At 60.4% G+C, this 24,716-nt stretch carries 20 protein-coding genes and 1 pseudogene; 8 read left to right on the top strand and 13 right to left on the bottom strand.

What is annotated here, in order from left to right; genetic code table 11:
• Positions 1–153: 153 nt before the first annotated feature.
• Positions 154–1,248, top strand: coding sequence for an IS630 family transposase (locus AWB69_RS41980; protein WP_062092667.1), 1,095 nt, complete (start codon positions 154–156; stop codon positions 1,246–1,248).
• Positions 1,245–1,475 carry a DUF6429 family protein gene (locus tag AWB69_RS41985; protein WP_062092668.1) on the top strand — a complete coding sequence of 77 codons (231 nt, stop codon included), beginning with the start codon at positions 1,245–1,247 and terminating at the stop codon, positions 1,473–1,475. The genes AWB69_RS41980 and AWB69_RS41985 overlap by 4 nt, the downstream gene beginning before the upstream one ends.
• Before the next feature lie 951 nt (positions 1,476–2,426).
• Here AWB69_RS41985 and nudC read toward each other — a convergent pair.
• The 5 genes from nudC to AWB69_RS42010 all read right to left on the bottom strand — a co-directional run bounded on the left by nudC (position 2,427) and on the right by AWB69_RS42010 (position 9,463).
• Positions 2,427–3,383 (bottom strand): NAD(+) diphosphatase, encoded by a 957-nt coding sequence (gene nudC / locus AWB69_RS41990; protein WP_062092686.1) that lies wholly within the window; start codon positions 3,381–3,383, stop codon positions 2,427–2,429.
• Positions 3,384–3,803: 420 nt separating this feature from the next.
• Positions 3,804–5,627, bottom strand: a complete 1,824-nt coding sequence (locus AWB69_RS41995; RefSeq protein ID WP_082913828.1) for a bifunctional protein-serine/threonine kinase/phosphatase — start codon at positions 5,625–5,627, stop codon at positions 3,804–3,806.
• Positions 5,628–7,076, bottom strand: a complete 1,449-nt coding sequence (locus tag AWB69_RS42000) for an APC family permease (RefSeq protein WP_062092687.1) — start codon at positions 7,074–7,076, stop codon at positions 5,628–5,630.
• A gap of 1,170 nt (positions 7,077–8,246) precedes the next feature.
• Positions 8,247–8,873 carry a DUF1109 domain-containing protein gene (locus AWB69_RS42005; RefSeq protein WP_231937424.1) on the bottom strand — a complete coding sequence of 209 codons (627 nt, stop codon included), beginning with the start codon at positions 8,871–8,873 and terminating at the stop codon, positions 8,247–8,249.
• 20 nt (positions 8,874–8,893) lie between these two features.
• Complete coding sequence (locus AWB69_RS42010; RefSeq protein WP_331712720.1) at positions 8,894–9,463, bottom strand: sigma-70 family RNA polymerase sigma factor; 570 nt, start codon at positions 9,461–9,463, stop codon at positions 8,894–8,896.
• A gap of 59 nt (positions 9,464–9,522) precedes the next feature.
• Here AWB69_RS42010 and AWB69_RS50065 point away from each other — a divergent pair, with 59 nt between their 5' ends.
• On the top strand, positions 9,523–10,431 hold the full coding sequence (locus tag AWB69_RS50065; protein ID WP_231937425.1) for a DoxX family protein: 909 nt from the start codon (positions 9,523–9,525) through the stop codon (positions 10,429–10,431).
• Positions 10,432–10,745: 314 nt separating this feature from the next.
• On the opposite strand, the gene AWB69_RS42020 is transcribed toward AWB69_RS50065, so the two are convergent.
• The 5 genes and pseudogenes from AWB69_RS42020 to AWB69_RS42040 form a co-directional block, all read right to left on the bottom strand.
• On the bottom strand, positions 10,746–11,507 hold the full coding sequence (locus tag AWB69_RS42020) for an SDR family oxidoreductase (RefSeq protein WP_062092671.1): 762 nt from the start codon (positions 11,505–11,507) through the stop codon (positions 10,746–10,748).
• 390 nt (positions 11,508–11,897) lie between these two features.
• A pseudogene (locus AWB69_RS42025) lies at positions 11,898–12,596 on the bottom strand (helix-turn-helix domain-containing protein); the annotation flags it as partial.
• Between the two features lie 38 nt (positions 12,597–12,634).
• Positions 12,635–13,684, bottom strand: a complete 1,050-nt coding sequence (locus tag AWB69_RS42030; RefSeq protein ID WP_062092673.1) for an alpha/beta fold hydrolase — start codon at positions 13,682–13,684, stop codon at positions 12,635–12,637.
• A 94-nt stretch (positions 13,685–13,778) separates the two neighbouring features.
• Positions 13,779–15,287, bottom strand: coding sequence for a M81 family metallopeptidase (locus tag AWB69_RS42035; protein ID WP_062092674.1), 1,509 nt, complete (start codon positions 15,285–15,287; stop codon positions 13,779–13,781).
• Positions 15,288–15,362: 75 nt separating this feature from the next.
• The gene (locus AWB69_RS42040; RefSeq protein WP_062092675.1) at positions 15,363–16,646 is read right to left on the bottom strand and encodes an MFS transporter; all 1,284 of its coding nucleotides are present in this window, start codon (positions 16,644–16,646) and stop codon (positions 15,363–15,365) included.
• Positions 16,647–16,781: 135 nt separating this feature from the next.
• Here AWB69_RS42040 and AWB69_RS42045 point away from each other — a divergent pair, with 135 nt between their 5' ends.
• A complete protein-coding gene (locus tag AWB69_RS42045; RefSeq protein WP_062092676.1) occupies positions 16,782–17,699 on the top strand; it encodes a LysR family transcriptional regulator in 918 nt (305 codons plus the stop codon).
• A 39-nt stretch (positions 17,700–17,738) separates the two neighbouring features.
• Here AWB69_RS42045 and AWB69_RS42050 read toward each other — a convergent pair whose 3' ends face one another.
• The 3 genes from AWB69_RS42050 to AWB69_RS42060 all read right to left on the bottom strand — a co-directional run bounded on the left by AWB69_RS42050 (position 17,739) and on the right by AWB69_RS42060 (position 21,930).
• Positions 17,739–19,145 carry an efflux transporter outer membrane subunit gene (locus AWB69_RS42050; RefSeq protein ID WP_062092677.1) on the bottom strand — a complete coding sequence of 469 codons (1,407 nt, stop codon included), beginning with the start codon at positions 19,143–19,145 and terminating at the stop codon, positions 17,739–17,741.
• The gene (locus AWB69_RS42055; protein WP_231937426.1) at positions 19,142–20,167 is read right to left on the bottom strand and encodes an HlyD family secretion protein; all 1,026 of its coding nucleotides are present in this window, start codon (positions 20,165–20,167) and stop codon (positions 19,142–19,144) included. Before AWB69_RS42055 ends, AWB69_RS42050 begins: the two co-directional genes overlap by 4 nt.
• A 119-nt stretch (positions 20,168–20,286) precedes the next feature.
• The gene (locus AWB69_RS42060) at positions 20,287–21,930 is read right to left on the bottom strand and encodes an MFS transporter (protein ID WP_197500454.1); all 1,644 of its coding nucleotides are present in this window, start codon (positions 21,928–21,930) and stop codon (positions 20,287–20,289) included.
• 31 nt (positions 21,931–21,961) lie between these two features.
• Between AWB69_RS42060 and AWB69_RS42065 the strand changes: the two genes are divergently transcribed.
• The 4 genes from AWB69_RS42065 (at position 21,962) to AWB69_RS42090 (ending at position 24,646) form a co-directional block, all read left to right on the top strand.
• Positions 21,962–22,147, top strand: a complete 186-nt coding sequence (locus AWB69_RS42065) for a hypothetical protein (protein ID WP_062092680.1) — start codon at positions 21,962–21,964, stop codon at positions 22,145–22,147.
• 125 nt (positions 22,148–22,272) lie between these two features.
• Positions 22,273–22,503, top strand: coding sequence for a TauD/TfdA dioxygenase family protein (locus AWB69_RS50070; protein WP_062092681.1), 231 nt, complete (start codon positions 22,273–22,275; stop codon positions 22,501–22,503).
• 246 nt (positions 22,504–22,749) lie between these two features.
• Complete coding sequence (locus AWB69_RS42080; protein WP_062092683.1) at positions 22,750–23,883, top strand: GNAT family N-acetyltransferase; 1,134 nt, start codon at positions 22,750–22,752, stop codon at positions 23,881–23,883.
• A gap of 262 nt (positions 23,884–24,145) precedes the next feature.
• Positions 24,146–24,646 (top strand): hypothetical protein, encoded by a 501-nt coding sequence (locus AWB69_RS42090; RefSeq protein ID WP_062092685.1) that lies wholly within the window; start codon positions 24,146–24,148, stop codon positions 24,644–24,646.
• The last annotated feature ends 70 nt before the right edge of the window (positions 24,647–24,716 follow it).

The raw sequence follows: 24,716 nt of genomic DNA on the forward strand, positions 1-24,716 counted from the left end.
CCGTTCTGCTACCAACACATTGTACGAACCAGAATCCTTTATAAACCACTGGACAGGTCAAATACATATCAGTGTCCTGAGTTAAAAATTCATTGAATGATGCCGACCACGTACTAAAGTGTTCTGTGTAGCACTTGATACGCGGAGGCAACGATGAGTGGACGGTCCAAAGGGGAACTCGTGCTGAGCGATTCGGAGCGCGAAGAGCTGCAAGCGTTGACAATGCGACGCAAGACCGCACAGGCCTTGGCATTGCGGGCGCGCATCGTGTTGGCCTGTGCCGATGGCATGGATAACAAGACAGTTGCGGCGAAACAGCGGGTCACACAGCAAACGGTTTCGAAGTGGCGTGCGCGGTTCGTGATCCATCGTATGGATGGCCTGCTCGATGCACCACGGCCCGGCACACCGAGGACGATTGATGACGCGCGCGTCGATGCGCTGATCGCGAAGACGCTCGAGTCCGTGCCTGTAGGAGCGACTCACTGGAGTACGCGCACGATGGCTCGTGAAATGAAATTGTCGCAGACGGCGGTCACACGAATCTGGCGTGCTTTTGGCTTGCAACCGCATCGGCAGGAAACGTTCAAGCTCTCCAGCGATCCGATGTTCGTCAACAAGGTGCGAGATATCGTCGGACTTTACCTGGACCCGCCGCTCAAGGCCATGGTGCTGTGCGTGGACGAGAAGAGCCAAATCCAGGCGCTCGATCGCACGCAACCCATGTTGCCGTTGGCTCCGGGCATCCCTGAGCGACGTACCCACGATTACATGCGCCACGGCACGACCACCCTGTTCGCGGCGCTGGACATCGCTACTGGTGAAGTAATCGGCGAGGTACATCGGCGTCATCGCAGCAGCGAATTTGTGCGCTTTCTGCGCACCATCGAAGCCAGCGTGCCGTCTAATCTGGAGGTGCATCTGGTCATGGACAACTATGGCACGCACAAGACGCCCTCGATCAAAGCCTGGTTCGCTCGTCATCCTCGCTTCCATGTTCACTTCACACCCACCTCGGCGTCGTGGCTTAACCAGGTCGAACGATGGTTTGCCACGCTCACTGAAAAATACCTTCGACGCGGTACGCATCGGTCGACACGTCAACTCGAAGACGCGATCCGTTATTACCTGGATGTCTATAACTCGAACCCCAAACCGTTTGTCTGGAGTAAGTCGGCCGATGAGATCCTGGCCAGCCTCGAACGGTTTTGTGTGCGGGTCCGCAAGGCTGCGGCAGGAGCATCATGAATATCAATACCGACGCAATTGATGAAGTTTCCCTCGCGCTTCTCTACCTGACCCTGCATGACCGATACCGTGCATGGAAGGGCTTCGACTGGGATGTGCTAAATCGACTTCATGAACAAGGCTTCATCGAAGACCCTGTCAACAAGACGAAGTCCGTGATCTTTACGGAAGAAGGACTGCGCGAGTCCGAGCGACTTTTTAATCAGCACTTTGTGATTCCGGAATGAACGGGGAATTGATTCAACGAACTTCTAACTCACGACACTAGCGGTTGACAGAATATTGCTACGCTTGCGGGACCAGCGATCGCGCGTGGTCTCGCCGGGCGTCCGTCGTGTCGTGCCCTGAACAGGGATGGCGACTCGAACGCGGGCCGTTACGTCTGGCCGCGGCTTTCTCGTGCCGGCTACGGGCCACCGGTTGGTTGCGGGTGCAACCATACAGCGTGGGGACACTATCTGAATGAGGAAGGGAGCATTATTCCAAGCGGATGGTAGCCCGTTCGCGGCCAAGACTAAGCGGCGACCGCCGTGCCGTCCGAAACGTCCGGTCTCGGCGATCTCGGATGACCGCAACGGAACGATACGGTAGACAGGTCGGAGCAGGAAGCCACAACAACGACGGCAATCGCTGCAAGAAAACGTTGGAATTTCATCGCTACCTCACCAGTCGTTGGATATCCGGCGAAAGCGACTCGCTTGCAGCGCAAAGGCGGTTAAGACGCAAACCTCGAGCGCAGAGCGGGTGTGATTTCACCGACCAGTTAGGCGTGTTGTATATCGATATGATCGTTTTTCTACCGGCTTCCGAGCGATACGGAATTCATTGCCAGTAATCCGCGAAGAGGGCCTGGACCGCGGACAGCCGGTCGGTGCACGCATCAACGACGCGAGTTTGATACTAGATTAGTCAACCGGAAACCATGGAACCAGCGATCGACCGAGGCTTTGGGCGATTGTCCTCGGACGCAGAAACGCTACGCGGTAGTCGCCCGCCCGCGGCCTTGACCGACACCAAGCTCGCGCTGGCCGAAGCATCGGAGAACCAAGGGGACGGGATCAGCTTGAGGAGCGGGAATCGGTCCCCACCGACGCCTTACGCCGGAGTGAGCGATCCGGCTCCTGGCCTCGCGCACCGGGCGATTCCGTGCAATTGCAAGCGCTCCTTTGGGCGGACGCTCAGCCGGGCAATACCAAGCCACCCTTCTCAACATATGCCTGCAGCAAATGATGGGCAATGGCGAACGGCTTGGGCGTCGACAGCCCGTCCGCATGCGTTCCCGCGAGCATCGCCGCAACCTCCTGGCGCGAGAACCAGCGGGCGTCTTCGAGTTCGGCGGTATCGACGACGATGTCGGTATCGCTCGCCTGCGCAAAGCAGCCGATCATCAGCGATGAAGGAAACGGCCACGGCTGCGACGCGAAGTAGACAACCTCTGCACACTTCACGCGAGCCTCCTCCATCACTTCGCGGCGCACGGCGTCTTCCGCGGTCTCGCCCGGTTCAACGAAACCAGCAAGCGCCGAGTACATTCCAGAAGCGAAATGGCGCTGGCGTCCGAGCAGACACCGTTCGCCGTCTATCACCAGCATGATCACAACCGGATCCACCCGTGGGAAATGGCGTGCGCCGCAAGCATCGCAGACGCGTTGCCAACCCGCCGTCGTGACGCGGCTTGTGGAGCCGCAGTTTGCGCAGAAGGAGTGGCGGCGATGCCAGTCGAGCATCGACTTCGCCTCGGCCAGCGTTCCGAGCGTTCCCGCAGCGACGAGGTCTTGCAGCGCGAGCGAGCGAAGGTCGATGCGGTCGTAGGCGGTGCCTGGCGATGGGTCCTCTGGGGCAAGGTTGAGTGCAGGGTTGAGCACGAAGCCGAGCGCGAAGCGTCCGCTGCCATCGGTGTCTTCCCCGAGGAAGACGCTATGAAGCGGCTGGCCGAAGGCAGTGGTCTCGCTGGCGACGAACCACGGGTCATACTCGCTGCCTCGCTTGAGCAACGGGACATCGCCGTCGAAGACGAGAAAGCGCGCGGCCGGGTCGCTGCGTAGATGCTCGAGGAAGGCGTGGTCGTCCCGCTTGTCGGAGCGGCGGTCGAGCGGGTTGAAGTTAAAGCCGATGGACGCGGAAAGGGCGGTCATCACGGTCGTTGCCATAGGGGTGAGAGGATCTTCAAGTATGGCACGGGGTTCGGTCCGGCCGCTCGCCGGGTCAGTCGGCGTCGACACGAAGGTCGCCAGCCGGCCCTGGCTGTGTCAAAACGCACGCCGTTTCGGTTCAGCGCAAAAAAACGGCTTGTGAGAGCGCACTAATGCGCCGGAGGTGTGCAATCACGTTTTCCTGTTGGAGAGTACAGCCAGTAACCATAGCCAGGCAGACGGTATTGATACGGCCGGTTACATCGATTTGAATCTGTGAGTTCGCCATGCGTAACCCACTGGGCCAGTCACCTTGGCAACGCCCTGCAACGGAAACCAGACGATGGCGAAGAGAACTCGGCTCGTGGGCAATGGTGCTCGACTTGCCCCGAGAGCGCAGCGGTGCCGAGCCGCCAATCCCGCTCAATGCCGCATCAAGGACCACGTCAGCAGTGCCAGCAACAACACCGCGACCAACTGCCAGAACAGCACCGGATCGCTCTCGAGCAGGGGTCTGCGCCGAACCGGCGCCATCGCGTCCCGACCGCTCGAAAAACGGTCGAGATCGGCACAGACTTCAAGCACGTCCTGGTACCTGCGTGCAGGATCGGGCTGCAGCGCTTTCTCCAGCACCAGGTCAAGCCATTCCGGCGCGTCGGGGCGGTACTGATAGAGCGGCACGCGGCCATTAAAGCCGTAGGGCAGCTTGCCGCCGCTGAACAGGCGGTACAGGGTCACGCCATACGCGAACACCTCGGAGCGCGCATCGCCTTGAGCGCCCTTCATCAACTCAGGCGCCATATAAGCGGGTGAGCCCGGCGCGGCGTCGGGGCCCGGCACCTCCATGCCCGGCATATAAGCGAAACCGAGATCAAGCAGGCGTGTGCTATCGCCCTGGATCACCAGCACGTTCTCGGGCTTGATATCGCGATGGATGATATTGCGGCGATTCAGCGCGGCGATCGAACGGCCCAGACGCCGCGCGATTTCGAGCGCACGCGGCAACGCCATGGGCTGCGGCGCCGTCAGCAGTTTTTCGAGCGTGACGCCTGCACCGAGCGGCATCACCACATAGAGCCGGGTTTGCCGGTCGGCATCGACCGGCATCGGCGCAAGCACGCCTTCGTCATCAATCTTGCCAGCCAGCCAGCGCTCGCGCACGATCGACTGGCGCACGTTCTCGTCCTGCGAGACACGCGGCTTGGGAAACTTGAGCGCGAGCGGCGTGTTCGGATCGGCCAGATCGTAGCCTGCGAAAATCCGCGAATAGAAGCCATCGCTCAACACGCTCTTGAGCAGATATCCATCGACGACATTGCCGGCATCGGGCACCGCCGGAATCGGCAAGGCGCCGACCACGCGCTCCAGGTAACCGACATCGAGCAAAGGCAGGCCACCCACATCGACCACCGCGCTCGTCACGTCGTCCTGCGAGCCGCGCGCCACCGCCAGCGCGTCGAGCCGGCGTGCAGTGTCGAGCGCACCGCCGCGCGCCGCCAGCACCGTCTGCAGCTCGCGCATCGGCACGCGGCGATAAAGCCCGTCGGAACACATCAGCATGCGATCGCCTTCGCGCAGCTCAAGGGTTTCGATGCGAGTCGCAAGCGTCGGATGCATGCCGACCGCTTGCGCCACATAAGCACCGAAGGCGACCGGCATCACGTCGTCGTCGCCGAGCTGGGTCAGTTGGCCATCGCGCAGCAGGTAGAGCCGCACGTCGCCGGCCGCCACCAGATACGCGGTAGCGCGGCGCACGATCAGCGCCGCGAAGGACGCGGCCATCTGGTTCAGTGCAGGGTCAATGCGGCCAATCTGATGCAGCCAGCCGTGTATTGCCTCGAGCGCGCACGCAGCGGCCAAGCCGGGCTGCAAGGTGTCGGGGAGCCCGTAGTAGGCGTCGATAAAGGTCCGCACCGAGAGTTCGGCCGCGACCCGGCCGCCCTTGCTGCCGCTCACGCCATCGGCCAGGGCGATCACGCTGCCACGCGCGGCGCGCTCGGCCAGGTTGCCGAGCATCACGCCGATGTAGTCTTCATTGATGTGATCATGCCCGCGGGCGCGGGCAGGGCTGGAGACGCAACCAATCTCGAGCACGGCGCACTCGCCGCGCTCCGGCCGCAGTTGCAAGTCGATTTCTTCGCCGCCCATTCCCATTGCGCGACGGCTAGCGGGCCTTCCCTCTGGATCGCCTGGCATCCGGCCGGTGTCCGGTGCGGGCAAGCTATCCAGGGAGAAGGGTTCTGTCATTTACTTTTTGCCGTGGGTCATCACGTCGCTTGTTTCCAGATCGTGCTCGATTTTCTCGAGCACCTGCGGCGAGCGCTTCTTGAGCATCAACAACCAGACTGCGCCAACCAGCATATACGCAACGAACAGATAGGGCAGGATGTTATACGGATAATCGGGCACCGGATACACGCTGCCGATCACCGCGCCAACCATCGCCAGTGCGCCGAGCACGCCCCACACGACGTTGCTCGTCTTGAGCTCGCCCTGCTTCTTCAGATAAACCGGTGCCGCAATTGCGACCAGGAAATACACGACCAGGAACCCAAAGGTCGCAAATGTACTGGTATAGCCGAAGGTGTTGAGCGGACCCGTGCCGAGCATCGCGATACACACCACGAAGGTCACGATGGAGGAAAACGCAACGGCCAGGTACGGCGTCCGGTGCGTGCGGTGCACCATGCCCATCGAGCGGTGCACGAACTGATAACGGCCCATCGAATACAGCAGGCGGCTGGACGAGTTGATGCACGCAAGCACGCACGAGAACGCGCTGACTGACGCAATCAGATAAAACACCGGACCGAGCGGTGAGGCGCCGACGCTCGTGAGCAAGGTGCTGAGCACGGCCGAATCGCCGCCGAGCTTGGCTACGTCGTCGTGGTAGGCGATCGTCATCGAATAGGCCACGAACATGAAGAACAGTCCCGACAGGATCACGCACCAGACCACCGCACGCGGAATGACGCGTAGCGGGTTCCTGGTTTCCTGGCCGAGCGAGGCCGCACTCTCGAAACCCACGTACGAGAAGATGCCGAGCACCATGCCCTGTGCCATGCCCTTGCCGCTCACGCCCTGCAACCCCAACTGCGTATGGTCGATGATATGGTCCGGATGCAGTGCGAGCACATAGATCAGCACACCGCCCACGATCACCACCGAAGCGGCTTCGATTGCCAGCGACAGGCGTGACGAAAGTTTCACGTCACGTGCCGAGAAGAACCAGGCCAGGCCGACAAAGATCGTGTAGATCGCCCACGACGGGATATTGATGCCCCAGGCCGTAAAAGCGTTCTGCACGAACACTACGCCTGCGGCGCCGACCCCCATTGCAGTGCCCACGTAAGCCGCGATCAGCCCCCAACCGGCAATGCCACCCGCCATCGGCCCAAGCGCGCGCGCGATGTAGATAAAGAACGAACCCGCCGAGGCAATCCGGCTCGAGAGCGCGATGATGCTCATGCTCACCAGCAACAGCCCTAGCGTCGAAAGACCATAAATCAACCAGGTCCCCGCGCCGGCCAGCGCCGCGATCGCGGTCACGTTGATCGACGGCGTGAAAGTGGGTGAAAGGTTCGCGATGGATTGGCCGATGACCTCCGGAAAACCCAAGGTGCCGGCACGCAGACCTCCGGATGGTGCCGGCGCTGCTGGCGTGCTGCTTTGAGTGCTGCTTTGCGGGGTGCTCATGTTGCGCTCCTGATAGATTGGTGAATCAAAGTCGAATGCACCGCGATCACTTTCCTTGCAGTGCAAATATCGAAACGCATTGCCCTTACTCTGTACTGGCAAAGTGGCGGATCTGCCCAGGTCCGCATCGTTGGGCTTCATCGCCACTTCTTTGGCACAACATGGATCGCTGGTTCAGGACATCAGGTGCCGCGGAACCCGGCTATTCGACGGCCCCAGGAGGCCGGTTTTCGAGACGCTGTGAGGCACGTCGCCAGAAGGGGCATCACACTTCGTCGTAGACAACGTACATTCCAGGAGGAAACATCTGGGGCACACCAACGCCGTTCGGTCTCCAGTTGGTCTGCCAAACTTTGTCTTCAATGAGCAAAACGCCGGCGGCCACACGCATCCGCTCGGGCATTACTCGGGTACGACCGTTCGCGAGTACAGCATCTCCCACGGCTTACCTATCACCAAGGTATCCTAACAACATGGCGTCGTCTGCAGCGTGCATTCCAGGGTTTAGAAATTCCAGGCCGGGACCGCACCCGACGTGAGTCGCCCTCGAGTAGCCGGCGGTTCTGCTCTGGCAGCAGCTCCGTCTCGATCCCCCACAGAGACAAATGCAATGACTGTGCCAAGTTTATTGAAATGAATCAAAACTTCCTGTTACTAAACTCCAAGCGGGGCTGTGGGATTGGATACCAGCCAGATTCATCAGCTTCGTGCGCTATCGGCGGTGCATCGTCTACTGCATCTGGTGCGGTACTGCACCGAAAGGGTCGCCATGCTTCTGCAATTTATTAGCGCGCCTTATGCTGCGACTCTTCCAGAGTAGCTGTAACGATATTGTCAGAATCCTGGGTAGTCGCTCGCTCGGCGAAAATACGGCAGGCCAGGTGTCGACGTTCCAATATAAAAACCGCCCGAGCGCTCACCTCTGCAGACAAAGTGTTCGATAACCTCGTCAATGGGCGTCAGATCGGCAACCGGCAGGCGATCATCTTTGCACTATGTCTGGTTGTGCTGGTCATCGACGGAATGGATTTTCAGCTCCTTGCTTTTGCTAGCCCCGTCCTGCTCGCAGACTGGAAAATTACCAAATTACAACTTGCGCCCGCGCTCGCTTCCGCGCTGGGTTCGCCGGACGATTGCCGCAACCACTCCACCCGGTCGGAGCGGGCCCCATCACCACCGAAAAGAGACGCGCGCCAGCAGGCATCCTGCCAACATCGGAATTGCCATCCCGATCGAATACCACAGCGCCCAGAAAGGAACGCTCATCTCAGGACACCGCAAAACATACACCAGCGTGCCAATTGCGCCCGACAGCAGACCAACGGCCATGCCTGCAAGCCGTAGTCTCGTAGGCGCAAGTCCACGCATTGCCCAGGAAAGTGCGAGGTAGCAAGGCACAGACAGCAGTGCAATATAGACCGGGCAAGAGCTCCAGGTGTGACCAAACAGGAGCGCTAACCGGGCGTTGGCCGGTGCCGCCACGAGCACTGCAAGGGCGGCCACCCAAATGCCTGCATAGCACGATATCAACAGAAGCCACGCACGCCGCGTTGAAGCGCCTGGAATTGCCAGTCGTGCGGCGACCGGGACCGCGGCGAACGCCATGAGTAGCGGGAAGGCCAGCTTGCCCCAGAAGAACGGAGTGGCAAGAAGCTCAGGGAGATCGGAACGGATACCGAGGCTTGACACAAGGGCGACGACCGCCACCACGGCGCCGACCGATAGCGCGATGCAGAAGCGGCGCAGAATTGCATGTCGATCTTGCGGCAACAGGCCAGCCGTCAGAAGCGGAATCAATTGGTCAGTTCTCATTTTACCTAGCCCCGAATCAGGCGCGACAACGCCTTGATACCACGATGAACGCCAACCTTGATGGCCGACTCCGAAAGCCCCGTCAACCTCGCCGTTTCGGACACCGACATTCCGTGCAGTCTGACGTATTCAATAGGAGCGCGTTGGCGCTCGGGCAACTGCTCGAGCAGCCTGTCAATGTCACGCCGCGCATCGAGTGACTCAGTCTCGGACGCTGCAAACAACTCCATTTCATCGTCAATCGGATCATGCAGCGCCTCGCGGTGTGCGTGAGCACGCAAGAAGTCGGCCACCTTGTGCCGGACAATTGCCGCCGCCCACGCAGTCACGGGAACCTGGTTCCGGTAGGTGTGAAGGCCATTGTGAAGCGCAATCAGCACCTCCTGAAGCACGTCCTCGACGTCGTCCTCGTAAGATCGCAAGCGTCGCCTGAGCATGCCGCGCAGGTAACCTGAAAATACTTCCAGGAACGAAGCATAGGCCACCGCGTTGCCATCGAGAGCAAGGTGCAGTAAACCTTTCAGCCGCATTTCCACCCCGCAAGCGGCCGTGCGGTCCACCGGCTTATCGGGCACGATTACGCTTACTATTCATTGACACCATCTCTTCCTGAAAAGAACGCGCGCCTGCCGCTTTGGCGGGTACGCCCTTAAACAGTAAGTCGCTCAAAACCACGCGGCAGTTACACACCACGCCAAAAATTTTTACTCCCCTTAAGATTTGGCACCTGCCTTCCGCGTACGCCAGGATGAGCCAGACAACTGCCGCTCCGGCGGAAGAAAACCGACGCAGATCCGGCCCCTTCGCTCAGGCTCGTGAACTCAACGCGGCTTTGTCCCGAGCAAAGCTCGACGCTATTCCGCTTTTTTCCCAAAATCGTCAAACCGCTGTAACTGGACCGCGCTTACTCCCGACTTACTGGATAACGGCATGCGATCGGTCACAGATCTTGGTGGCAACCGAACTTGCCGTCCCTTTATCGTTCTCGGGAAGGTCCTTCAGCATGGGCATCGTTCGTTTCATCTCCAGTCTCATAAGCCCTGCGTTGCTCGCCAACCGTCTGGGGCGTTGGTCGCCGCTTCCGCTGCGCCTTATCGTGGGCTACGGTTTCATGGCGCATGGCTACGCAAAGATTGTCAAGCATCCTGAAAATTTTGCAGCCATTCTCCATGCGCTCAACGTGCCCGCTCCACATTTCATGGCGTGGGCGACGATTGCGATTGAATTGCTGGGCGGCTTTGCGATTTTTGTCGGTGCTTTCGTCCCGTTAGTCACTGTCCCGATGATCGCGGTACTGCTTGTCGCAACCTTTACCGTGCATCTGCAGTTCGGCTTTACGTCAATCAAGCTCATGGCTGTCACGTCTGCCGGCCCGCAATTCGGACCACCCGGTTACGAAACCGATCTGCTCTACCTTGCGTGTCTCGTCGCGCTCGTGTTCGGTGGTGCCGGACCATTCGCAGTAGACAGTCTGCTTCCATGGCGTAAAGCGAGCAAGTCGCCATCCACCGTCTGCATGTCTGCGACCGGCGGACCGCAATAGGTCTTCGTGGGTCGGATGTGGCGCCAAAAGATTAGGGGTCGCGCGGAAACCCAGAAATAAATTACGCGCATATGCGTTCGCCAGGCTGAAGCTCGCAGCCGTCTGGTCCAGATCAATTAATTATTATAAGGAATACGAAATGAAAATTCGGGATTGTCTTCTCACACTGGGCCTGCCCATTTGAGGGCGTGAAAAAGTTGGGATCCGTAGCCGACCAACGGGCTTACGATCAGATAGTCGTGTATCGAGAGCGCCTGAGCGCAGATGCTTAAGACGGTGCGTCGAGGGAAGCGCCCGGCGCCGCACCCTGTTGCTCACTTGCCGCCAGTGACATCGAGGAACGTGCCGGTGATGAAGGAAGCCTCGGCGCTTGCTAGCCATAGGATTGCCCGCGCAACCTCTTCAGGTTGACCGCCTCTTCCCATTGGGATCGAGTCTTTGATCCGGTCCACCCGTCCCGGCTCTCCACCGCTAGCATGCATCTCAGTGTAGATGTGCCCGGGGCGAACGCAGTTGACGCGTATCCCATCACGCGCGACTTCCTTGGCAAAGCCGGTAGTGAATGTCTCAAGAGCACCCTTCGACGCAGCGTAGTCGACATATTCGTTTGGGCTGCCAAGCCGGGCCGATGCCGATGAGATGTTGATCACGGAGCCGCCACGCCCGTTGTGACGATAGGACATCCGCTGGACCGCCTGCTGTGCACAGAGGATAGGGCCTATCGTGTTGACCGCGAAGATACGCTGCATCCGCTCGAATCCGAGATCCTCTAGCCGCGACTGCTGCGCAATCATCGCGGCGTTATTCACCAGCACATCGATCCGGCCGAACTTCCGGTCGATCGCAGCGAATAGCTGAGCGACCTGTTCTGGATCTGCGCTGTCTGCGCGCATGGGTAAAGCCCGGCGCCCGACAGCTTCCACATCAGCCGCCACCTCAAGGGCGGCAGACTCATTGGAGACGAAGCTTATCGCTACATCGTAACCCTGTGCGGCAGCAAGACGCGCAGTCGCCGCGCCTACGCCACGGCCTCCACCCGTTATCAGAATCAACGGGGCCTGCGGGACGGTATCCATTTAGCGAACCTTCATGTGGTGGTGGGATAAAGATTTAGGGCTGGGACCGACTGAATTCTGGGGGCTCATTGGCGCCTTTGGCCGATCCACCTCAATACAGACAGGCAGAAGAATAACTATAGTGTGATGCAAAGACAAAGCAGATTAACTGCCGGTCCGAGTTAGAAAAACTCTTTCGATGAAAAGCACGCTGCCGTCCGCGCGAGGTCCAGGAATTGGCTAAGAGGATGGTTTCGAAATGGAGGCCATCATTGCAAGGCGTGATGCTCGTTGGCGTTGATCTGGGCAAGCACAGTTTTCATCTGCACGGGTAAGACGGAAGAGGAAAGGCGGTGTTCCTCGTTCGGGCATCAATATCCGGTAGACCCCGCATTCCGATTCCACGGCTTTCTATGGTTCGCCACCACCGGCGATTACGCTTTGCGCGCCGCGTTGCCGCCAGTCGCGCGGCGAGCAGCCAAAATGTTCGCGGAACGCTCGGCTGAAATGAGCTGCGTCGCTAAATCCTCGCAGGTACCCAATCTCTCCAATTGGCTTGGCGGCGAAGCTTGCGTCAAGCAAGTCGCGGCTGCAGGCCTCAAGGCGCCTTAGCCAGATATATTGACTGGGCCGCACAGATTCGTTTTGAAATAGTCGATGAATATGCGTGGTCGACAATGTCAGCTTCGCCGCAATGCTGTTAACGGACAGTTGAGGATCGCCCAAATCCGTGTCTATCAGAGCCTTGATGCGAGCCAGGTGATAGTTGGCCAGTCTACTTAATGGCGGCGGGTCGAATGGCGATATGGTCTGCAGCCCCGCGACCAATACGCTGACAACACCGTTTGCGATAGCGAGCGCAGACGTCGGCTGAAGCGACTTGGAATCCTCCCAAAGCGTCTTGATCATGTTGATCGGCAGATGACCCGCTCCTTCCCGCCCGGACACGGTCGTTGCCGTCAGCCTTTGCGTCTCGCGTAACGCGTGGCGGAGTTGCATCCCCGGCAGTTTCAGCACGATTTGTTCGAAGTCGTCCGGAAAATACAGTTCGTAAGGGCGCGTGCTGTCGTACAACGCAAAGTCACCCCGCGAATTCGTTACGGAAGCGCCCGTTGAAACTTTCGATGCAGGCGTTCTGCGCGGGCGGGTCACATGTGCGCTACGTCGATCACAGCACTGGCAAAGGCTTTCGGCGCTTCTTGCGGCAAATTGTGACCAATGCCGCCATCGATATTCCGGTGCTCATACTTGCCGGTGAATTTTTTCGCGTACGCAGCCGGATCAGGATGTGGCGCGCCGTTCGCATCGCCTTCCATCGTGATCGTCGGGACCGTGATGACGGGCGCCGCGGCAAGACGCTTTTCCAAAGCGTCGTATTGTGACTCGCCTTTCACCAGACCCAGCCGCCAACGATAGTTGTGAATCACAACTGCAACATGATCGGGATTCCTGAAGGAATCCGCGGACCGGTCATAAGTTGCATCGTCGAAGCTCCATTTCGGCGATGCAAGCTGCCAGATGAGCTTCGAAAAATCATGCCGGTTGGCCTCGTAGCCAAGCCGTCCGCGCTCCGTGGCGAAGTAAAACTGATACCACCACGCGAACTCGGCCTTCGGCGGCAACGGTGCCTTGTTGGCTTGCGGGCTGCCAATCAGATAGCCGCTGACGGAAACCTGCCCGGCACAACGCTCCGGCCACAGCGCCGCGATGATGTTCGCAGTCCGTGCGCCCCAGTCGAAAGCGCCAAACACCGCCTTCTGGATCTTCAACGCATCCATCAACGCGATGATGTCGACCGCGACCACGGCCTGCTGGCCATTGCGCATCGTTTTACTCGACAGGAAACGCGTCGAGCCGTAGCCGCGAAGATACGGAACGATCACACGATAGCCCGCCGCGGCAAGAATCGGCGCGACCTCGACGAAGCTATGGATGTCGTAAGGCCAGCCGTGCAACAGGATCACGACGGGACCGTTCTCCGGCCCGGCTTCCGCATAGCCCACGTTGAGCGTGCCCGCGTTGATCTGCTTGATCTCCCCGAACGACGCATCCGACGTCGCGCCATTCGTCGCAGGGACGCCTTGCGCGGGTTGATTCGACTGGGCACGAACAAGCCCGGTCAGGCTCCATTCCATTGCGCCGATACCGATTGCAGCGGTCCGCAGAAAGCGGCGCCGGGAGTTGATCTGATCTGACATGAGAATTCTCCACTTAGGTTGATTTCAAATTCATGAGCGCGTGAGCTTCAATCGCGCCGGTATGCATGCAAAGTTCGCGTGGTCGAGTGCGTCGTCATGCGGCGGCTGAGCGAATCTCGTCGAGGGAAGGCCCCTTCGGACGCACCCGGATTTGCGGATCAAGCCGCTGCCACGGCAGATCGGCCGGGTCCGCAGCCATCGGTCCGGGCGCCTTCGCGACAAGAATGGTCTCTGCGATAGCCTGAAAATCCGCACGAAAATGGACTGAGCTTTTATTGACCAGAATCTTCATCTGCTCGGGTTCGATGCCCGCAACGCGATACAGATTGCGATCGAACATCTGCATCTTGACGCTGCCGACAGCGATTCGCACGCCGTCGATACGCAGGCACGCAACCGGTCCGAGTTCGCCCGTCATGCCGTTCAGCATCGGGCCGTCAAAGCGGAAACGGCCATCGGACAGATGCTCTACCTCGAACGTGCCTGTCAGCGGCTCATCGCCGGGCACGCCCGAACGGCCCGCCAGCGCAAGCTCGATGCGCGCGCCAACACCGGCGCGGTGCGCGGCCGCCGCCGCGTCCGCATCCCAGATCACACCGACGGCCGCGTCGGTTGCGCCATGGCGCAGCAGCGCGCGCACCATGCCCATCGTGTTCGAGTCGCCGCCCACGCCGGGGTTATCCTGCGTGTCGGCGATGATGACCGGCTTGTCAGCATTCCGGCTGATCCGCATGGCTTCGATAACGGCTTCATCGGGGGTAAGGAGCGGCACCTCCCATGACGATTCCTCCGCGAGCATTCTGGCGTACAGCGTGTCGATCGCCTTCGTGAGCGCGTCATTGTCGAATCCATAACCCCAGATCACCGGACCGCACTCGGGGAAGTCCGCAGCCGGAAAACCCGGCGCAAACGACAGCGACACGACCGTGTCGCGCTCAAGCGATGCCAGCGCGGTGTACATGTCATGGGCGGGCGCGACGAGCGTGCACATGCCGTTCACCGGAATCAGAAATGGAATGCGCCGGACGACGCGCACGAATTTGCGCTTCTCCGCGATCAGTTTCTCGAGCAGATGCGCTGCGCGCTCGCCCGTTTCGGCCATGTCGACGTGCGGGTACGTCCGGTACGCAACCATCGCATCCGCATGCTTCAACATGCGCTCGGTGACGTTCGCATGTAAATCGAGGGATACCACGAGCGGCATGCTGTCGCCGACCACCGCACGCACGCGTTCAAGCAACTCGCCTTCGCCGTCGTCGGCATGCTCCGTGACCATCGCTCCGTGCAGGTCCAGATAGATGGCATCGAAGCCACCCGCTTTGACAGCGTCGATGATCTCGCCGGCAATGCGCTCGAATGCATCCGCGGTCACATGCGCCGACGCGCTCGCACCCGCCCAGATCACTGGGATCAGCTCATGTCCTTGCTCCTGTGCGACCTTGATGAAACCGCCGATCGGCACGTTCACGTCGCGCAGTTTCAGCACGTCGACGCCGCGTGCCAGCGGCGGAAAACCTTCGCCCTGAATGAAGCTCTGGAACGACGCCTTGGTCGGCGCGAACGTGTTGGTCTCGTGCTGAAAGCCTGCGATAAGAATCTTCATTGCCGTTCATCCTTCTGTTCGATAAGGAAAGGAACACTAAGCGGTGAGGCACTGCGGGGCAGCACGCTTGAATCGTCAACGGACGCCGCGCTTGCTCGTGATAATCACGACCGATGCAATCGCAGCCATGCCTGCCATCACGAGCAAACCTGCGTGCATGTTGCCCGTGGCGGCCTTGGTCCAGCCGATGACGGCAGGTCCCCAAAAGCCACCGGACAATCCGATGGTGTTGATGAGCGCAATGCCACCCGCGGCAGCCGGCCCTTTGATGTACTCAGACGGAATGGCCCAGAAAACCGTGTACGCCATCCACATCATTGCAGTCGCAAGCGTCAGCGCCGCGAGCGTCATGAAGAGATTGCCGTCGGTGAAAATGGCCGACGCGAGAAGCAGGGCGCCGACGAGCGCCGGCACCGCACTGTGATAGCGCCGCTCGCCAAGACGGTCCGAACGGCGACCGGCGAAGTACATGCTGAACGCGGCCGCAACATAAGGAATCGCGACGTACCAGCCGAGCCGCGTCGTGTCCGCCACACCTTGGTCTCTCAGCAAGGTCGGCAGCCAGAAGCTGATCGCATAGATCGGGAAGATGATGCAGAAGTAAGCAAGCGCGAGAACGTAGATGCGCGGGTTCTTCGCCACGGCGCGAAACGAATGGTCATGCGTGGTGGGCGCAGCGACCTCGCTTTCGAGAAGACGTTGCTCGTCGGCGGAAAGCCACTTCGCTTCGGACGGACGATTCGACAACACGAACAGCGTCAGCGCGCCGAGCACAATGCACGGCAAGCCTTCGACAAGGAACATCCACTGCCAGCCAGCCAATCCGCCGACCCCCGAGAACCTCGTCATCAGCCACGCCGACAACGGCCCACCGACAATGCCGCCAATCGGCCCGGCGACGAACACGACGGCAATCGCGCGCGCCATGCGCGCGGGGCCGTACCAGCACGACAGGTAATAGATCATGCCGGGCGCGAAGCCGGCTTCGAAGACGCCGAGCAGGAAGCGCATCGCATAGAACATCGGCACGTTGCGCACGAACAGCATGCATGCGGAAGTGATGCCCCACAGTACGAGAATGCGGCTGAAGGTCTTGCGGGCACCGACTTTGGGCAGCATCAGGTTGCTCGGAATCTCGAACAGCACGTAGCCCAGAAAGAAGATGCCCGCGCCGACGCCGTAAGCGGCATCGGAGAATCCCAGTTGGCTTTGCATCTGCAGTTTGGCAAACCCGACATTCACGCGGTCGAGATACGCGAACATGTAGCAGGCGACGAGAAACGGCAACAGCCGCCAGTTGAGCTTGCTGTAGAGAGACGAAACGGCATCTTCGGCTCTCAAGGTCTGAATCGCTGACATGTGCGTCTCCGTTTTCTCTGTGTCTGCCCGGCTCGTCGGGTAGGAGCATCGTGTCGCGGAACAGACCTGCTAGCAAGAGCAACTATGTTCACGTATCGTTGCTCTGTGAGCAACACAAGGAACCGGAGCCATTCAATGCGCGAAATCAACCAGACACGGCTGCGCTATTTCCACGAAGTGCTGGTTCACGGCACGATTCGAGGCGCCGCGGACAATCTCAACACGTCGCCGTCCGTGATCACGCGGCAGATCAAGCTGCTGGAAGACGAACTGGGCGCGACGCTCTTCGAGCGCGAGGCGCGCGGCGTCAAACCGACCGAGGCGGCGGCGCATCTGCTGGAGTTCTGGCGCGGGTACCGGTCGCAACAGGAGAAGCTCGAAGACCAACTGCATGCACTGAAAGGCCTTCAGCAAGGGCATATTCAGCTGGCCGTCAGCGAAGGTTATGTCGACACGCTGGTTGACGACGTGCTGGCGCCATTCTGTACGCAGTATCCGAAGCTGGACGTCGGCGTGGAGATGCTGCCCGTCGACGATGTATTGAATGAAGTCGCGGAAAGTCGCGCGCATATCGGGCTTGCGTACAACCCGCCGCCGCATCCGCGGATCGAATATCGTGCGAGTTCGGCGCAACCCGTTGTGCTGCTCGTTCGCCGCGATCATCCGTTGGCGACGCGCGGCGGCCCGGCGAATGTGGACGATCTGCTCGCCTGGCCGCTCGCACTGATGCCCGCGACGTTCGGCATCGGCCATGTCGTCAAGATGCTGGAATTCGCCGAGAACATCAAAATCAGCCCGACAATGACCACGAATTCGCTGGCCGCGCTGAAGCGCTTCGTTTCAGCCGGGCATTTCGTGACGCTGATTGGCGAATTCGCCGCGTATCGCGAGATCGCGGCCGGTGACCTCTGTATTGTGCCGATCGCCCACCCTCTGTTTCAGGGCACGAAAGCGCGATTGCTTGTTAAATCCGGGCGGCCGCTTGCGGCCGGCGCTCAGGAACTGCTCGAATGGATCCTGAGGCGGATGCCGATGTTCGACAACGAAAGTTGACCGCGGCACTGCATCGATATACGGCCTGAGCGACGTTAACTAATCTGCGTCCGCTCTGTCGATCATATCGGCGCTCCATCCCCCACCCATCGCCTCATAGAGGGTCACGCGTGCTGCAAGAGCATCGGCTCGAAGCTGGACCACACCAAGTTCCGCCGAAAGCAGGTTGCGCTGTGCGTCGAGCTGATCCAGATAGCCCGCATAGCCTTCCCGATAGCGATTGGTGGCGATTCGCAACTGTTCGGACAGGGAATCGCGCTGGGCGATGGCCATCACCAACTGCTCATCCAGGCGCCGGACGGCGGCCAACGCTTTTTCAACCTCGCTGATCGCGGTCAGCGCGGTCCCGCGATAGGCGAATGCTGCCTGATCGCGCTGCGCACCGGCCTTTTCGGCCAAGGCAGTCAGCTTGCCCCCTTCGAACAGCGGCGCGAGAATGCTTCCGCCCAACGACCAGATGTTGAACGGGTAGACCTGTTCTGTGCCGAAGGACCGGCCGAACGAGGCCGCCAGATTGAACTGCGGCAGGAAGTTCTTGCGCGCCGCGGCCAGCGACTTGTCTGCTGCCGCAAGCTGGTATTCCGCCTCCGCGACATCGGGGCGCCGCCGCAACAGCCCGGATGGCAAGGCCTGCGGAATGACCGGCTCGGTCAGCGCATCGAGCACCCCGCCGCGCGGGATACCGCCTGGGATATCGTCGGTGAGTACGCTCAGCGAATCTTCGGCGCGCGTAATCGCGAGCTTCGTTTGCGGGATGAGCTGCGCGGTCGAATCATATTCCGACTGCGCCTGTTGCAATTCCAGCCGGGACGAATAGCCGTTCTCGAATTCCGTTTTAGCCAGGCGCAGCGAATTCGCGCGCGCGGTGAGCGTTGCCTGTGCGATCTTCAACTGTGCATCGAGACTAAGCAGCGTGATGTAGCCGCTGGCCGTCGAACTGGCGACTGACAGCCGGATGGCGTCGCGTGCTGCCGCGCTGGCGAGATACGCGTCGCGCGCCGCGGCGCGCTGGTCGGCCAGCCGGCCGAACAGATCCACTTCCCATGCAGCCTCGATGTCTACTTGTCCGGTGCTCAGTTCGAGCGGCGTACCAAAGGGGCTGACGATACGGGAGCGCCCGGCGTTATCGAAGCCGGCGTTAAGCGTGGGGAGCAACGCCGCACGCGCGATCGCTGCGTCTGCGCGCGCCTCGCGCACGCGGCCGGCTGCCTTGCCGATATCGGTATTGCTGGCAAGCGCCTTTTCCACCAGCGCGGTCAATACCGGATCGCCGAATTGCCGCCACCAGTCCTTGTCCAGCGACATCGTCTGCGTTGCATCGCCTTGCCACGCTGGGGGCTCCACGACATCGGGCACGGCGGCGACTTTCACTTGCGGCCCCGCGCAAGCAGACAGCAGCAGGGCAACACCGAGGTTAAGGCCGTAACTAAGGACGCAGCGGTTCATCGGTCACCGTCGCGAGTGTCGACTGCGGTTTCGACCGACATGCCCGGCCGCAGCCGCCGCGCCAATTCCTGTCCCGGATCGACGCTGATCCGTACGGCAATGCGCTGCGCCACCTTGACGAAATTGCCGGTCGCATTGTCGGGCTTGATCGCCGCGAACTCCGATCCCGTTGCGGGGGATATTGTTTCGAGATGGCCATGCAGCTCCGCGTCGCCAAGCGCATCGACCCGGAACGTCACGCGCTGCCCGGCGCGCATGCGATGCGTCTGCGCTTCCTTGTAGTTGGCCACGATCCAGATGGTGTGCGGCACCAGTGACATCAGCTGCGTACCCGCGGTGACGTAGTCGCCGTTGCGCACACCGATTTCGGAGAGCTGTCCATCGACAGGCGCGCGAATCACGGTGTTCTCCAGATCAACCTGCGCGCTGCGCAGCGCCGCTTTGGCGGAATCGATCGCCGCCTGCAATCCCGCCCGCGCGACAACCACGGTGCGCACATCTTCCGTACCGATGGAGCGGCCCGCGACGGCCTGTTGCAGAGAGGCCCGGGCCGCGAGCAGCGCGGCACGGGTCTGGTCGTACTCGCGTTTCGAAAGCGATCCATCTTTGACGAGAGCGTCGGCGCGGCGCATGTCGGCTTCGGCGCGCACCAGTTGCGCACGCGCGGCGGCGATGTTCGCGTCCTGGCTGTGCGTCGCCAGTTCGCGCGAGCGCTGCGATTGCGCGGAGTTGGCGAACGCCGCCTGCTGTGCGGCGAGATTGGCCTCGGCTTGCGCGACCCTCGCGGCGTAGATGCGGTCGTCGACGGTCGCGAGAATCTTGCCGGCCTTCACTTCGGCGAAATCGTTGACCGGCACGCTGGTGACATAGCCGCTCACCTGCGAACTGATGGTCGTCACCAGCCCGCGCACATAGGCGTTGTCGGTCTCCTCCGAAGCGCCGGCGAAAGGCGGCAGACGCCAGGCGCGCAGGACCACGCCAATCGCGCACAGCGCCAGCAGGGCGATGACGATGATCGTCACCGGACTCTTCTTCGGCGGATGCCAGTTGCTCGGCTCAGCCGCCGCGGGAGGAGGTGAAGCGGGAGAAGCAGCGGTTTGCGTCTGACTATCGCCCGCGGGCGGATCTTTCCTGGGCTCGTTCATTCCGGGCTCTTCCGGTTGGTTTGTGCCTGCTGTGCTTTCATCGCCTGCTGCTGGAGAAGGATGAGAGGCGAGACTTCGCGACGTCGCCACATCAACCACTGGATTATCAAGCCCCAAACAACGGTCAGGCTTGCCAGCACACCCACCAGCAAGAATACGTCGTTATAGGCCAGGACATTCGCTTCGCGCGAAACGCGTTGCGACAGTTGCCTCGCCCCCTCGCGAAGCTGCGCGGCGACCACGGGATTACTCATGACCAGCGACTGGACAAGTTCGTTCGAATGAAACTTCTCACGAACCGTCTGAAATGTACCGAGCAAGTTGCTGCCAACGACGCCTCCGACGCTCTGGCTGATGTTGAACACGACGACGAAGCTCACCAGATAATTCCCGCCGCCGGCCAGCACCATTCGCGAAGCGCCGAGCACCATGGCCCGTCCCAGGAACAGGAGCGAGGCGAAGCCGATCAATCCCTGGCTGAGATAGAAATTTGCCGGCCTCGACAGGTTGGTCGCGCCGGCATCCATGAAGGCTCCGATCGCAATCAGCAGGGCCGCCACGGCGATCGGCTTGCCTGGATTGCCGGGATTGAAGGTCAACGCACTGACGACGATCCCGGCGATCGATGCCGCCAGGATGATTGAATTGAGCGTGATCATCTGGTCGTTGAGCATGCCGAACAACGTCAGCAAGCCGACCGATCCAAAGGTTTGCTCGGAGAGGAGTATGCGGATTGCTGCCGCGATCAGCATGATGCGGAGCACTTCGCGAGTGCCCAGCCAGCGCGTATTGATCAACGGGTTGACGCGGCAGTGTTCGACGATCAGGCCTGCGGCGATCAGGGCCACGCTGGCGGCGAGAGCCCAGCCCAGCCAGGTGCGATCGGTCCACCATTCGATCCGGCCTTCGGAGAATACCGCCACGAATAGCGCCAGCCCTGGCGCCAGCAGGCCCAGGGTCAGAAAGTCGGCCGGCTCGAATACCTTGCGGCGCTCGCTCGGCGGCAAGGGCAGGACCATCACGGCAGCAAGCGTCGCCAGCGCCATCCCCAGTTCGAACCAACCGAGCCTGTGCCAGTTGCCCGTCTCCAGCAGCCCGGGCGACAAGACGCGCGCCAGCGGCGTCGCAAGCTGGGGAACGCTGATGCCAACGATCATGCCGAGCATCCTTTTGGGTGCGGGCATGGACTGCATCAGATAGTAGATTCCCATCGACGAGAGGCCGGCTGCGGAGATAGCGCTGATGGCTCGCACGGCGACCGCCGACCAGAATCCTTGCGCGAATAGATGCAGCAGTGCGATCGCGGTATAAGTGACGAGCATGGAGGTGACGAAGCGCCGCAAACCGAATTGCTGGCGGAATTTCACCAGGATCAGGTTGGCGGTCGCATAGACCATGAAATAGGCGGCGGTGAGCCAGGTCGCCTCATCGCTGTAGAGGCCGAGCGTTCCCTGCGCGTAGACCAGGTTCACCGAGACGAGCCCATTGCCCAGGCCTTGCGTGATCCCGATCAGGCATCCGATCGCGAAATAGGCATAGCGCCTTGCCGCCGGATGGTCGGGACTGGCGGGACTGCCCAGTATCAACGGCCGTTCATGCGGCTTTAACGCGTAGTCGCTCTCTTCAAATTGGGTAGACAAGCAACTCCCCCTGATTTACTGAACGCACACTATGAGTGTCTGGCTGCACTGTCAGAAAAATAGCACGGCGCATGGGAAGTACTTCATACGGACAGCTTTCAACACCAATCATGCGGCGGTAGAAGCGATCAACACCTGGCTGCAGGTCTCCCTGCTGAGCCAGGTACCGGAAACGTTTGGACATTATCCGTTCGCGATGTTGCCGGCCGATGGCTGAAGGACAGCCTTGGCGAACCTGGCTTCCACACGCCTGACAATATCAAGGCGGGTGGAATCGCAGCGATCGAAAGCAACTCACAAAATACACCACGCGGGCCCCTCAGGAAGGCGATCGCTGCAAAGTTGCTGCGTGATAACAACGCCACCTATACGGCCGATCAGGTCGTGGTGGGCACTGGCTTGTGGGAGCTTGCCACGAATGAACGGTATGTGTGGAGTCAGGAATGGAAGCCGGGCGACATGGTGATATGGGACAACCGATGCTCGATGCATCGTCGTGATCCGTTCGATCCTTCGACTGTTCGCCGGATGCATCGGACCACAGTCGAGAGTGAGCGACCGCAGGCTGCGTAGTCGGAATGGCGCAGGGTGGTCGCAATCACTTCATGTTCCAAATGTTCGCAAGCCAACGGTTGTTGCTATGCATGGCGAAGAAGATGCTTATCTGCCTGTACAGAAAAACCATAAAACATGCAGGCGGGAGGTTTCCCCAACAGCACTTGGGAACGTTGAAGCCGAACGTGTTTGCCGGCCGTTACGAGTGCTGCACCCGGGGAGAAGACATGAACGCGCTCAACAACGATCATTCGTCGAGATGCCATGCGTGACACAGACTTGAAATATGAAATCGTCAGTGACGAAAACCAGTTCCGCGCTCTGCAGGAGGATTGGGACGCGCTTTGGTCCAGAGCGAATGGCCGCTACTATCAGGCCTTCAGCGTTTGCCTGCTCGCATGGCTTCACGTGGTCAAGCCACAGGGCAGACGCCTGCGCTGCGTCGTGTGTCGAGAAAAAGGGCGCCTGGTGATGGTATGGCCCCTCGTTACCTACAGGCGGGCCTTATGGACCTATTTGCTTCCGCTGAGCCCGGATGCCGGCGACTACACAAGCGTTCTTGTGGAGACTGATCAATCCGCTGCAGCGCTGATCGAGGGCGCGTGGCGTTCGGCATGTCGTCACTGTGGCGCCGATTTCGTGCACTTGCCATACATCAACGAGGGATCCGAACTGTACGATCTTGCGCGGCGGCACCGCCGTGTCGTGAGCGCCAAGCGGGATGATTCCTGGATCGCGAAGCTGAGAGATGAAAACGACTGGGACGCGTTTTGCAGCAAATTGGGCACTTTGTACCGCAAAAAACCCGGGGCGCTTCAACGCCGACTGTCCAAGGAAGGAGAGCTGACCATACACATGTCAGATCCGGCAGATACGGCAGAGATCACAACAATGGTCGACCGGATGCTGAAATGGAAGCGTGACTGGAGCGATCGAGTCCACAAACATGGTGACTGGCTGGAATCATCTCATTTCCAGAGCTTTCTCGTCGCGTTGCTCAGCGCAGCCGACGGTCACGCGATGGCGCGCCTCATCATCGTCTCTCTGGATAAGGTGCCCATCGCCGGTTTGATCGTGACTAGCGGGAACCCCTGCGCCAACGCGATCATTGGTGGTTTCGACGAGAAGTATGGGAAGTTCGGTCCGGGCTCGATAGCGGTCGAACATTGTGTGAAATGGGCGTTCGAACAGCGCTTCGATCTGGATTTTGGGGTGGGCACCGAGCGTTTCAAGTCGTACTGGAGTAACCAGCATGTCCGTTCGGCGTGGACTTTCCACATGGTGAACACGAACTGGGGGCAGGCTAGAGCTTGCGCGGGCCGCTTCGCGCGAGCATTGGGCCTCGCGCGGGTCCGGAGTGCCGAACCATTGCAGAAAGTGATTGCGAAATCGCCTTGAGTGACGATCTGCATATATGCGGATGCATCGGTCCAATCGACTTATGCGGCGAAATTCGCGATGTTACAGCGCGGCATGATCGGGATACACGCGCGGCGCTGGAATAGTCCGGCGTATTTCATCGTTTACACATCAGGCAACCACGTTCCCGCGCGACAAGCCGCTACCGCCGCGGCGTGAACTTGCTCAAGCACACCGATGTGCTGGGCGACACCGGCGATGTCCGTGCGTCGAAACGTCGGGATCCGTCCAGGACTTCATCATGGACAAACTACTTCGCTTCGGGACATTGCTCGTCTGTCTGGGCTTTTCCGGGCCTGTACTCGCGCAGACATACGACGATCTACCCGTGCCGGCCGACGGCGCGAACTGCCGCGCGGTTGTCGGGCAGGCAGAAATCGACGGTGCGATGCAGCAGATCGTCGGACGTGCGTGTCTGCAGCCTGACGGGACATGGCAGATCGTGCAAAGCCCAGAGGGTAGCGTGCTGTGGTATCCGGCCGCCGCTTATCCCTATCCCGACCCCTGGTGGTGGGGGCCGCCGCTTTTCATCGGCGGGGGCGTGAGCTTGATCTTTGTCGATCGTTTCCATCACTTTCACCACTTCGATCATTTCCATCAGATGGATCACGGCCATTTCGGTACGCCAATCGGAGCGGGCTTTCACCGCGCTCCCTTCCCCGGCGGTGGTATGCGCGGCTTCGGTGGTATGAGGGGATTTGGCGGCATGCGCGGGTTCGGCGGAGTGCGCCGGCATTATTGAGGTTTACTAAATCCATGACAACCGATTCTCTGCTGGCGCGTTATACGGTCATCACGCTGAAGGGAGACTC

Source organism: Caballeronia udeis, assembly GCF_001544555.2.
GTDB lineage: Bacteria > Pseudomonadota > Gammaproteobacteria > Burkholderiales > Burkholderiaceae > Caballeronia > Caballeronia udeis.